The following is a 12,659-nucleotide window of genomic DNA, read 5'->3' on the forward strand; positions in this document are numbered from 1 at the left end:
CCCCTGGTTTGTTTTCAAAACCAAGATTGACCCATTACTATTCCATTGTGCCATGGTATCCTTTTTTGTTTATCCACCACCGCACCGCTTATAGTCGCGATGATTTTAAACGAGTAATTATATCACTTGTTTAGAAGTTGAATGAATTGTGCAAATGTTATAGCCTTCTCAATAAAGTCAACAGATTCAACAAACCCATTAAAAGGATTCAATGAACTCAAATAAGATTCTTTTAAAGCGAAATTCATATATTGTTAATGGTCAGGTTCAGGGCGTGGGATTCAGGCCTTTTGTGTATAAAATGGCCATGGATTTAAATCTGACCGGAATGGTTAAGAACACTTCTGCCGGGGTACTTATCGAAGTCCAGGGTAGTGATAGCCAGCTAAGCCAGTTTGAATTTGCCTTGAAGCATAAGCTGCCGCCTCTGGCTAGAATTGTCCATCTGGAAAGAAAGGAGATTCCCCTTCACGAGGACGAAACCCGGTTTGTCATTTTAAAAAGCGAAGGCGGTGAGGGGCATCAGGTTTTGATAAGCCCGGATGTATGTATTTGTGATGATTGTCTGCAGGAAATTTTTGATCCTGAAGACCGGCGTTACATGTATCCTTTTACCAATTGCACCAATTGTGGGCCCAGGTTTACCATTACCCGTTCTATTCCCTATGATCGAGACAAGACCTCAATGGCCTGCTTTCCCATGTGTCCTCTATGCCAGAAAGAGTATGAGGATCCTTTAGACCGTCGTTTTCATGCCCAGCCCAATGCCTGTTCAGAGTGTGGGCCCCATGTCTGGCTAATAGATAAGCAGGGAAAGACCTTGAGCAGGGAGAAGGAAGCGTTAGAACAAACAGCCAGACTTTTGACCCAGGGGCGTGTTCTGGCCATCAAGGGGTTGGGCGGATTTCACCTGGCCTGTGATGCCACAAATGATACCGCGGTAAACTCCTTGCGTCAGAGAAAAAACAGGCCGGCCAAGCCTTTGGCGATTATGGTTCCGGACATAGCTATTGCCCGCCAAGTTGCCCATATTGATACCCATGAAGAAGAACTCCTCCTGGGCCGGGAGCACCCCATAGTAGTTCTTAAGAAAAAGTCAGATACTGCCTTAAGTCCATATCTGGCCCCGGATACCAATTATATTGGACTCATGCTGCCCTACACGCCGCTTCATTGTATTCTTCTTTTTTTGTATCAGAAATATATTGGAGCGGAGAAGTTGCCTGCCCTGGTTATGACATCGGGCAATTTCAGTTCTGAGCCTATTTCTTTAGGTAACCGGGAGGCTCTAAAGAGACTTTCAAAAATTGCCGATTACTTTCTTGTCCATAATAGAGATATTTTAGTTCGCTGTGATGATTCGGTCGTTTACACTAGTGAGGGTAAAAGGCTTTTTTTCCGCAGGGCCAGGGGATATACTCCATCGCCTGTTTTTTTGGCTTCCGATGGAGAGACAGTCCTTGGAGTTGGCCCCGAACTTAAAAACACCATTTGTCTAACCAAGGAAAACCAGGCCTTTGTTTCCCAGCACATTGGCGATTTAAAGAACCTGGAGACCTATGAATTTTTCCTGGAGAGCATTGCGCACTGGCAAAAAATTCTCCAGGTAAGTCCAAAAGCCATAGTTTGTGACCTGCATCCCGATTATTTAAGCACCAAATATGCACGTGAGCATGGCTTGCCGGTATATAGTTTGCAACATCACTTTGCCCATATTCATGCAGTCCTGGCAGAAAATAAGTTTTCAGGTCCTTGTCTTGGGCTGGCTCTTGACGGGACAGGGTATGGCGAGGACGGTACTTTATGGGGTGGTGAGCTTCTTCTGATTGATAATGTTCGACTTTCCCATGCCAGGCTTGGTTGCTTCAGCCCAATTTCCTTGCCCGGCGGAGAAATGGCTATCCATGAGCCGTGGCGCATAGCCCGCAGTTTTCTCTATTCATTAGGGATCGATGAAAGCAAGGGAAAATTGCTATGGCTGAAGAGTTTTGCAAAGGCGGATCAAATTGTCATTCAAATGCTCTCAAAAGATATCAATTGTCCGAAATCTTCCAGTTGCGGCCGGCTTTTTGATGCGGTGGCAGCCCTTTTGGGTCTTAAGTTAAAAATAGACTATGAAGGACAGGCCGCTATTCTTTTGGAGAGGGTGCAGGATTTTTCTGAGAAAGATTTTTATGAGGTAAAAATAAAAGAGAAAAATGGTCTTTTAGTGTTTGATACCGTAGAATTTATGGCCCAAATTGTTGATGATATGGAAAAAGGGTTGGACAAGGGTCGGATAAGCCGCAGGTTTCACCTGGGACTTATGCATGGTTTATGTAGCTGGGCAAAGAAGGCAAGTGCCAGGACAGGCATTAAGCATGTAGCCTTAAGTGGCGGGGTTATGCAAAATTTGACCCTGCACAGGGAACTGCCAGAGATGCTAAAAAGGCAAGGACTAAAGCCTCTTGTGCATAGACAGGTTCCACCAAATGATGCTTGTATTTCTTTGGGACAGGCTGTTTACGGGCAAAAAAGGTTAAAATATTAAGAGGTAGGGTAAAAGGCGAGATTGGCTCATCTCGTCTTTTTAAAACTCAGGACTCAGAATTCAGATGAGCAATAATAAAAATGTTTTGGTCATAAATTTGACGCGATTTGGGGATCTTTTACAGACCCAGCCTGTTTTTAGTGGTTACAAGAAAAAGGGATATGATGTCGCTCTGGTCTGTCTGGAAAATTTTGCCGGTGCAGCCTGCCTGCTTCGGGATGTGGATCATGTTTTCCCCCTGCCCGGGGCCAAGCTACTGGCCCTGCTTGATAATTCATGGCCCCAGGCCCTTAAAGAACTTCATTTGTGGGTAAGAAATATCGTTGATAATTTACCAATTAGCCTGGTTGTTAATTTGACACCCTCCATAAGCGCCCGTCTGCTTTCACGTTTATTTTCTGGTGTAAAAATTAGCGTAAGTGACGAACGCAGCCGAAGCGTTGGTTTTGGTCTGGATGAACTTGGTTTTGGCTATTACTCCAATAACTGGGCAGCTTTTTTACAGGCATCCTCAAAAGCCAGAGGGTGCAGTCCATTTAATCTTGTGGATATTCAGGTTCGCGCCGCAGAACTTGAGCCAGGAGATATTTTTTTCAAGCTCAAAGACCCAGAGCCTGGAATAGTTAAAAAATGTCAACGAAACTTGAATGGTCTGGCCCCTGAAGGGGCCAAGGGGTTTATTGGTTTTCAACTGGGAGCCAGTGATGACAAGCGGCGATGGCCCGTTGCCCATTTTGTCCGCCTGGCAGAGTTGTTGTGGCCTGGATTAAAGCTTTGTCCCGTCCTTTTTGGGGCTGGGTCAGAGAAGGGCCTTGCTAATCGGTTTAAACAAATGAGCTCCGGGCCGTATATTGATCTAATTGGTCAGACAGACCTTGTGCATCTGGCCGGATATTTGCGGCAGTGTAAACTGTTGGTCACCAATGATACCGGAACTATGCATCTGGCAGCAGGTTTGAGTGTTCCTATCGTGGCTTTTTTCCTGGCTACTGCCCAGCCCTGGGATACCGGGCCTTATTTAGAAAACAGCCTATGTTTGGAGCCGAAAGTTTCCTGTCATCCCTGCTCTTTCGATCAGGTGTGTGAGCATGAATTTAAATGCAGGAAAACTATTGACCCGGAGGTTGTGTTCAAGGCTATCGAAAGTTTTTTAAATACGAAGTCTTGGCCTAAAATTTTAGAATCAAGGGTTTTGGCCTGGAAAACCATAAAGGAAAGTCACTTTATGGGGCTCGAACAACTTGGAGATGATGTGCCGGATAGAGTCAAATGGATGTATTTGCAGCGTTACTTTTATGCTTCTTTTTTGGATAATAGACCTTGTTTGTCTCCGGATAGAAAAAATTTTCCTGGCTTTGAATTTGGACAGAAATTGATTGAAGACATTGTAAAGATAAACTCGCTTCTTGAATTACTGGTTCAGCAGGCCAGAGTATTACAGCAAAGGCGGGTAAAGACTTTACAGCATAAATTTATGCAGACCTGGCAGAGACTTGGACAATTATTTGAAAAAAATAGATATTTTTCTGTACTTGGTTTGCTCTGGACCTATCAGTCCCAGGAAGCAGGCCAGAATCTTGATGCGTTTGTCCGCCTTTGTTCTAATTACTCCACTCTTTTAACGAGCATGTTTAACTTTTTTTCTGTTGATCGTGGCACGTAAATTGAATTAAATTTAAGAAAATACCATTGTTAAGCCAGGAGGGGAAAAATGATTATAATTGATGGCCAAAGAAGTGACTTAAGCGTGAAAAATTTTGATAATCTGGAAGATTTATTGGTTAAGCTCATGGAAGATGAACAGATGAATGATCGCATTGTCACAGATGTTTTAGTCAATGATGAAGCTTTTTCAGAAATTTATCCTCATCAAGCTGAGGATGTAGGCGCAGAGGAAATTGAAAAGGTAGAAATCAAGACTGTGCCCATAAGTGAGATGGCCGTGAATATTACTCGCGAATTATATAAGGTGATTAATCTTATGGGTAAGGGTGGTCGTGAAATTGCCAGTCTTTTTCGTCAGGCTGACGACATGGAAGCTCTGGACATGTACCAGGATTTACTGGAAGTGACCAGGGATTTTTTGGGCATGGTTGGAGTGTTACGCGCTGAGTTTAGGTTGCAGGATATTCCTGAATTTCAAAGCTCCTTAGACAAGCTTTCCGAGCTTTTTTCTGAAATGATGGAAGTACAGGAAAATGAAGATTGGATACTGCTATCTGATTTAATCGAATATGAATTTTTGCCTTTAGTGGAAGAATGGAAGAAGATAGTTGCTTATTTGCAAGATGAAATCAAAAAAATTGCTAAGGCATAATATAATGAATAAGGCAAATGAATATTTTGAACAGGCGATTTGGTTAAGTCAGGAAGAAATCTCCTCTCTTCAAGACGAAAATGTGGAGCAAGCTCAAGAATTGGCCCAGAAAAGAGGGGAGGTGTTGGAGCGTTTTTTTGCCCAAAAGGATAGTTTTTCACAGGATGAATTTTTACAAAAATTAAAACAATTGCAAAAACTCCAAGGCCAGGTAATGGCAGCAGCCCGAGGGCTTCACGCTACTTTGCAAAAAGAGTTAATCAGAGTAAAAGGAGAAAGCAAAAGGTTTTCAGGCTATAAAAAGGCTACAAAAGTGACGCCAATCCATAGTCATTATGTGAGTAAGAGGGGATAATTAAACAAACATGGTTTAAGAAAGGCTAAGCATGTGGGCATTGAACCTTGACAATTAAATATCAGAACACTTTCATTGCAAATTCACGCCTTCCTGCCCAGGATAAAGTTGTCGGTAGATTGACATAGGATCTAATAGGCTAAGAAAAGTTAGTTTGAAATGCCTATTAAAAAATCCGGCTCAATCACCAACGGTGCTCCTGGGCTTCTTTTTTGTCTTTTTTTGTTTGTATCCTACTTGACCCACCAGTTCTTTCTTTTTAAGGAATACTATAAAAAAATAAGCTAATTAATAATTCTTTTAAAAAAAGTTTAAACGGGTGAGGTTATGTATATCAAGCTGATCCTTTATCTTTTGAGTATACAGATATTTTGTCTATCTAACCTATGGGCAGCGCAGAAAAAATTTAACCTGGTTTTAGTGCATAGTTATGCTAGCGACGATGTGTGCGGAAGGCCACAGTATGAAGGAGTGCTAAAGGTATTAAGAAGATCGCAGCTTTATGATCAAATGCAGATTATAAACTTTTATATGGATACCAAAGCTACTTACACCACCAGAGAACAGATCATAATGCAGGCTCAAAAGGCTCTGGAAGTCATAGCCAAAAATGAGCCAAATGTGGTGGTTACTTTTGATGATGCAGCCTTTGCTTATGTGGGATTGAAACTTGTGGGAGATCCTCACATTTCCGTGGTGTTTACCGGGCTAAATGGTCAGCCTGAAGACTATGATCGACAAAGAGATTTCATGCTTACGCGAGCCAGACCAGGTTATAATGTAACCGGGGTTTATGAAAAATTGTATATCCAGAAATCGGTCAATGTACTACAAAGTATTTGTCCGAGGGTGAAAAGGCTCATTGCTATTGTTGATTCTACAATTACTGGCAATGCCATAAAGAAGCAGATTGCATTGGAAACAAAAAATATTGATGTCGACTGGAAAACCATTCAAGTGAAATCCTATGAAGAATACCAAAATTTGGTATTGAAGATAAACAAGCAACGTTTAGCTGATGCTCTTTATCCTGTGGCCCTATCTTTACCCAGTGCCCAGGGTCAGGTGACATTTAAAGAGATTTTCAAGTGGACGATTGAGCATTCAAAGTTGCCAGAGCTAGCTGTAAATTACTATTTTTGCAGTTTGGGCCTGTTTGGCGGAGCTGCCGTAGATTTTTGTCAGATGGGTATGCAGGCAGGAGAAAAAGTGCTTTATATTTTACAGGGGAAGAAGGCTGGTGATTTATCCATTGAAGATGCCAGGGAGTATGCGATAGTTTTTAATCGGGCTAGAGCCAGGATGCTAAAGATAGGAATTCCTAAAGAAATTTTACTAGCAGGAGATGTAATATATGAAGATATTGCTTTATTGCCTTGAATTAAAAAATATAAGTTATTGTTAGGCTTGCAGACATGAATTTTAATCCTAAAGAATCATTAAAGGTAAAAATTTTTTTGCCTTTTTTAGTGTTAATTTTTTTAGGTTTGGTTTATAATTTTATTTTTGTATATAGTTATAAGAAAATATTAAATATATATGTTGAGCAAAGCTTAGAGAATGATATAAAATATGTTAATGAAGTATTGTGGACAGAACTGATTTCTTTTGAAGAGAAAGTAGAGCAGTTAACTAAAGACAATGTCTTGAAAGTTGTTATGAAATTGGATTTACCTGATTATGGCAGAAATTATTTTAAAGATTTAATCGCTAACACTAAAGTTTTGGGATTGGTTATATATGATATAAACGGAAAAGAAAGATTTTCTACTTTAAATAGGGAATTTCATCTAGAGTTAAATAAAAATGAGTCAATAAGAATTGTCAATCTTAAAAATAAGATTCTCGCTTTGGTAACCAAACCAGTAGTTTTTGATAACAACATTGTTGGTTATTTGGTTGCCTATACTCATTTTCCAAGAATAGGTAGGATTGAAAAATTATCTAGAAGCAGAGAGCATGGCCTTGCTTTTGGTTTAGATAACGAGGTAATATTATGTTCGAGCTGGATAAGAGAATATATCAATTCAATCAGTTTAGAAGATAGTAATAAAGTGTCTAGGTATTCTTTTGATATTTTTTATTTTTTAGAAAAGGAAAATAAGAATTATGCTTTTAAAAAATTTAATTTTAAATATAAAGGAGCTCATTTAGTAGGATTGATTCTACAGGAAATTAAGAAGATCAGAATTCCATTAAATCGATTATTAGAAATTTTTATTATGGGTTCATTGTTTTTAATTGTTTTGTTAATTTTTAGTCTCAGATCTCTTCAGAAAAAGTTATTTAAACCAATTGCTCAACTTTCCAGAATATCACAAGAAATTAAAGAAGGTAAAAATATTGATTGGTATAGTATAGACAATTTTTATTCTTCACATGATGAGATTCATATTTTATATTTTAATTTTAAACAAATGGTGAAGAGTTTAAACGAGGCTATAGACAGGGCAGAGAAAGCTAGCAAGATGAAGGATGTTTTTTTGGCTAATGTTAGCCATGAGATTCGTTCTCCAATTAATGCTGTTATGGGAGTAGCCCAGTTATTAGAAAGATCTGAATTAAGTTTGGAACAGAAAAAATACGTACGCATGATAAAAAATGCATCACAAGATTTGCTGAGGATTATCAATGATATTTTAGATGTCGCTAAAATGGAAGCTGACGGTTTAGAGATCAAACTTGAAAATAATAATCTACATCAGTTAATCAATGATCTGGCCGAGATTTATCATCATCAAGCTGAAAATAAGGGGTTAAGATTTCTAAAAGATATAGATCCTGCCATACCCCAGTGGATGCTTTTCGACGAGACGCGTTTGAAACAAGTTTTGATGAATCTTTTATCAAATGCCATAAAATTTACCTCCAAAGGAGAAGTCAAATTCTCAGTTTCAGGTAAGGACAAAAAGGTTGGGGATAATAACGAGGTTCTTGTTCGATTTTCCGTTCAGGATACGGGAGTGGGAATTCCCGAGGATAAGATTAATGATATTTTTTCTCCTTTTGTCCAGGCCTACCAAGGTTTAAACCGAGAATATGGTGGGACTGGTCTGGGCCTGACCATTGCCAATGAATTGGTCAAAAGAATGGGTGGTGATGGTCTGCATTGTTTGAGTAAAGAGGGGAAGGGGAGTACTTTTTGGTTTGTTTTGCCTATGCAACTAGGCAAAAGAGAAAAGGATTGGACCGAAACCCGGAAAATTGAAGGAGCAGGATTCAGCAAAATGCGTGTTTTAGTGGCTGATGATAGTCAAGAGAATTTGGAAGTAATGGAAGATGTTTTAAATATTTTAGGAGTGCAGGAAGTATTATGCGTTAGCAACGGGCAAAACGTTTTGGATCTGATTGAGCAGGATGAAAAGAGATTTGATGTTTTGATTTTAGACCTGGAAATGCCTGGTGTTGATGGATTAACGTGTGCACGAAAACTTCGCCAAAAAGAGATTAATATTCCTATTATAGCTATGACTGGTCACGCCTTTGAGAACTACAAGAAGAAGTGTTTTGAAAGTGGTATAGATTACTTTTTGACCAAACCCTTTAAGATAGAAGAGCTGCAGGCTATTTTAGCCAAAGTTGTGGCTAGGAAGACGCAAAAAGATAGTGAAGCCTAGGTGAGGTGCTAGGCTGACTGGATTTGTTTTGTTTCCTGGCCATACAAAGTAAAAATTGGCGGAGAGGGTGGGATTCGAACCCACGTGCCCTGCCTTCACAGGACAAAGCGATTTCGAGTCGCCCCCGTTACGACCACTTTAATACTTTTCGCTTCAAATCAACAACTAATTAGAAAAATTACACTAATTTCAAGCTCATCACTTTTGTTGTGTTAAAAATTTGTATAAAATTTTATGTTCAACTAAAAGGCTTGTCAATCTGTCCTTTCCCTTTTCTTTAAGACTACCTGATGTATATCTGACGGTAAAACTGACATGAATACTGATGCTAGTCCTTCTTAAATCCCTACCTTTTTATATTCATAACCTAGTGAAATAATTAAATTTAAATGATTATCGCCGGACTTCGAATCCGTAGGTCGCACGTTCGAATCGTGCAGGGCGGGCCAAAAATTTCAATAAGTTACAACCCAAAAATAAAAACTATGAAATTTAGGTGACGGGACTTTTGACGGGAGTTTAGGTCGCACCATTAGAGAAAAGGGAAAGATTTAACTCAATTACAACCTGAGAATATTCTTTACTTTCTTATCTTTTCCCTGAGAAAGACAAAGTTCCTTTGATGGGAGTTTTAAGTTTCATCTTAGGTAGAAAAAGAAATACTAACAAAAAAACAATTATATAAATAATTACAGATAGTTATAAAACATTTTGTTGGTGCAAATCCTAATCTAAAGAAGGGTTCTTTGTGGACTGAAATTTATTAATGAATTCGAAGGGTTAGTTAATACCCGCACTGTAGGGAAGGGAGAAGAAGAAAGAATCCAAAAAAAAGGAAAGGAAAACACTTATTATAAATATTATTATAAATATATAATTAAATATATACCAGAAAAGAATACCAAGAAAGTTTTCTTAAAAAAGAAGATAATACACCAAGAAGAAGATAATACTAAAAATAAACTTTAAAATGTATTTTAAAAAGACCTATGAAATAGAATTCTTTAAAAACTAACCTAAAAAAGGATTTAGAATAAGTTTCTTAATTCTATCCTTAGTGATGGTCTTTACAAAAATACCTAACTAAGAAGGAAAATCATCATTAAAGGAGAATTATGGCAGAACAAGAAGTTTGGAAAGACGTTAAAGGCTATGAGGGTCTTTATAAAATTTCAAATTTTGGAAGAATTAAGAGCTTCCACAAAGGTAAAGAAAAAATATTAAACTGTAAAAAGATTGTTTCCTTTGTAGCTAAAGGGAAACCACGTGAAACTTATCCTATTCACAGGTTGGTTGCTGAATATTTTGTTCCCAATCCGAAAAACCTTCCTATTGTTATCCATAAGAATTGTGATAGGTCAGATAACAGAGCCAGCAATCTTAAATGGATTGGCTATACGACTGAAAAATATTTTTGTAATCGTGAAGGATATTGCGATAATCAAGAATAAAGAGAGGTTTTGTCTCGCTAAAGAGAAACATCTTTCTCTTTCTTAATAGATAGAAATTAAAATATACTCCCCCTTATATAGGCTCAAAGAATGAAGTTTTTTATTTTGTTCTTTGAGCCTTTTTTTATTATTTATTATTTTATTCTACTGTTAAAAAGAAAGGGGGGAGTTAAAGATATATTACTAAAAAGATAAAACTATAAAAAACAAAGGGGGAGACAACATGAAAAGACTTACTCCATTACAAGCAATCAGGAAGCAGTGTTTAAGTTGTATGGGCGGTAGTTATAAATTTGTAGAAGAATGTCAAAATCAAGATTGTTCACTCTTTCCTTATCGTTTAGGTCGTATTGAACCTGGTACAGATAGACGGACACTAAAGGCTATCCACAATTATTGTCTTGATTGCTTAGGCAGTGCCAAAGAAGTTAAAGAGTGCCAAGGCAATGAACCTTATCTTGATAATGAGCCATGTTTCTTATGGTTGTTCAGACTGGGCACAAATCCAAATATAAGTAAAGAGACACGGGAAAAGAGAAGAGCAATTGCTCAAAATCATAAATTTAAGCCTATGGACAAGCGAGTTTTTGTTCTAGAATGCTCGAAAATGGATTAACCTATAGTTTCGGTCATCTAAGTAGATTTTGAAGCAAAATAGAAGCAAAAAAGGGGGGTTTTATGTTTATTAAGAAAGCTTCGTTTCTCTATAAAGAGAGGCTTAGTCTCGTTAAAAATTATTTTTTCTATCTCTTCCCTTTCTTTATCCTTCTTAGTCCCCCTTCTTTTTTTATCTCTTATTAGCAATTATTCCTAATTAGCTTCCTTCCTTTCCATCATTCTTCCATAAGGGATAAATTACTTCAAAGCTGTTGCTTAATGGAGTAGTTTATCCTTTTTTTGTATTACTATTTTTGTTTTGTAACACCATTTAAGCTAGTTTTCTAAAAAATTTGTAACACTTTTTTTGGGGATTAGTAATACCTTATGAAGAAATAAATCTTCTTAAACAAGGTGTTAAAATGTACTTCATTAAATTTAGTGATGTAAACTGATTTCTTTATTTCTTTTCTTTTCCCATAATTTCTTTAGCTTTCTCAAGGAATTTTTCTTTACTTATTTTGTGTTTTTTATATTCTAAGGCTAGCTTTTTAAATTTCTCTACTTTTTCAGCACAGAGAAGGTTGAGTAATTTCTCTTCAATTTCTTTACTAGTTTTTTCTAGACTGTTTTTGGGTTGATTGTATCGTGATGCTATATTTTTTAAGCTCTGCCACTCCCACCCAGTAATCTCTCCGTAATTGAGATAAAATTCTCGGCTAATCTTATCGTATAAAAGAGAAGGAAAATTAGATGAAATTTGATAACGGTTGATTACAAATAAATTAATACAATAAAGAACTGAAAGAACGCTTAATGATATGCCGATAAGAAACAAGGCTAATTTTGTTGTAAACTCTATTTCTATTTTTATTTTCTTAATCGGAACGGAGTCTCTATTTTTATTTATCTCTTTGTTGTTAGTAAAGATTTTCATTTTTATTCCCTCCTTTGTTTCCTTATGATTATCTTTGCTCTATTTTTTTTGGTACAAAAATTTGAGACACCATTAAGCTATTCCTTCGCCTGTAACTTTTCCCCCCCCTTGCCCCTTACCTTTTACCTTATAAGCTAAGGCAAGTCTTTAACTCTATTTTAAAAGATACTAAAGCCCTTCCTTTTTATTGTCAATCATCATACCGAAACGAAGTTTCTCAAAGAAAGGATGTGCAACAATAAAAGAGCTAGTAATAAAAATCTTTATCTCTTTTATTCTTAATCTATTTTTTTTGATTAGTTAGACGCTAGTGTTTAACTATTCATTAAATTAAATCCTTGACTAAATCTAAAAAAAGTAGTTTAAACTAAATCCATAGTGTACTTTACCATTCTTTAAAGTTAATTCAATAACATTAACTAAATGGAGGTATTTTCTATGGTTGATTTACTTCTTAGAATAGAAGGTAAAGAGTTAGAAATCTGGCAAGATGTTCATTTTTACCTTGAAGAAAATGAGTCTAAGGTATTTTATAAAGAATGGGAGAACATTCAAGATAAAGGAGTTGAAGGAAGAATAAAAGACTTAATCACAAAAGCTAAAGAACTAATTGGACTAGCTGAAGATTTATCAAGAGACTTAATAGAGAATTGAAGTTTCCTTAGCAAGACAATAGTCTCTTTTCTAGGTCAGGTATTCTTACCTGGCCTTTTTTATTAGCGAAGTTAATTCTCTCTCTAAATAATTAACTTGCTAACTTTCATGGGAAAGTTAACCAGTTTGATTTCATAATAAATAAAACAAAATCAATGTGTTAAATGTAAAAATAAGAAAATTTTAAAAATCATTCCTTGA

10 protein-coding genes are annotated in these 12,659 nt (G+C 37.0%); 9 read left to right on the top strand and 1 reads right to left on the bottom strand.

The window, feature by feature from the left end; all coding sequences use genetic code 11:
* Positions 1-211 precede the first annotated feature (211 nt).
* From hypF to AC3WVG_RS03475, 8 genes are all read left to right on the top strand, one after another.
* The gene (hypF, locus tag AC3WVG_RS03440) at positions 212-2,530 is read left to right on the top strand and encodes a carbamoyltransferase HypF (protein ID WP_488796781.1); all 2,319 of its coding nucleotides are present in this window, start codon (positions 212-214) and stop codon (positions 2,528-2,530) included.
* 64 nt (positions 2,531-2,594) lie between these two features.
* Positions 2,595-4,193 carry a glycosyltransferase family 9 protein gene (locus AC3WVG_RS03445; protein ID WP_488796782.1) on the top strand — a complete coding sequence of 533 codons (1,599 nt, stop codon included), beginning with the start codon at positions 2,595-2,597 and terminating at the stop codon, positions 4,191-4,193.
* 48 nt (positions 4,194-4,241) lie between these two features.
* Positions 4,242-4,847 (top strand): DUF8043 domain-containing protein, encoded by a 606-nt coding sequence (locus AC3WVG_RS03450; RefSeq protein ID WP_488796783.1) that lies wholly within the window; start codon positions 4,242-4,244, stop codon positions 4,845-4,847.
* 4 nt (positions 4,848-4,851) lie between these two features.
* Positions 4,852-5,202, top strand: coding sequence for a hypothetical protein (locus AC3WVG_RS03455; protein WP_488796784.1), 351 nt, complete (start codon positions 4,852-4,854; stop codon positions 5,200-5,202).
* Between the two features lie 327 nt (positions 5,203-5,529).
* Positions 5,530-6,582 (top strand): ABC transporter substrate-binding protein, encoded by a 1,053-nt coding sequence (locus AC3WVG_RS03460; RefSeq protein WP_488796785.1) that lies wholly within the window; start codon positions 5,530-5,532, stop codon positions 6,580-6,582.
* 35 nt (positions 6,583-6,617) lie between these two features.
* Positions 6,618-8,819, top strand: coding sequence for an ATP-binding response regulator (locus AC3WVG_RS03465; protein WP_488796786.1), 2,202 nt, complete (start codon positions 6,618-6,620; stop codon positions 8,817-8,819).
* A gap of 1,115 nt (positions 8,820-9,934) precedes the next feature.
* Positions 9,935-10,270 (top strand): NUMOD4 domain-containing protein, encoded by a 336-nt coding sequence (locus tag AC3WVG_RS03470; RefSeq protein WP_488796787.1) that lies wholly within the window; start codon positions 9,935-9,937, stop codon positions 10,268-10,270.
* 223 nt (positions 10,271-10,493) lie between these two features.
* The gene (locus AC3WVG_RS03475; protein ID WP_488796788.1) at positions 10,494-10,886 is read left to right on the top strand and encodes a hypothetical protein; all 393 of its coding nucleotides are present in this window, start codon (positions 10,494-10,496) and stop codon (positions 10,884-10,886) included.
* 441 nt (positions 10,887-11,327) lie between these two features.
* Here AC3WVG_RS03475 and AC3WVG_RS03480 read toward each other — a convergent pair whose 3' ends face one another.
* Positions 11,328-11,804 carry a hypothetical protein gene (locus AC3WVG_RS03480; protein ID WP_488796789.1) on the bottom strand — a complete coding sequence of 159 codons (477 nt, stop codon included), beginning with the start codon at positions 11,802-11,804 and terminating at the stop codon, positions 11,328-11,330.
* Positions 11,805-12,242: 438 nt separating this feature from the next.
* Here AC3WVG_RS03480 and AC3WVG_RS03485 point away from each other — a divergent pair, with 438 nt between their 5' ends.
* Complete coding sequence (locus tag AC3WVG_RS03485; RefSeq protein WP_488796790.1) at positions 12,243-12,458, top strand: hypothetical protein; 216 nt, start codon at positions 12,243-12,245, stop codon at positions 12,456-12,458.
* Positions 12,459-12,659: the final 201 nt, after the last annotated feature.

It is taken from the genome of Desulfovulcanus sp., from assembly GCF_982781345.1.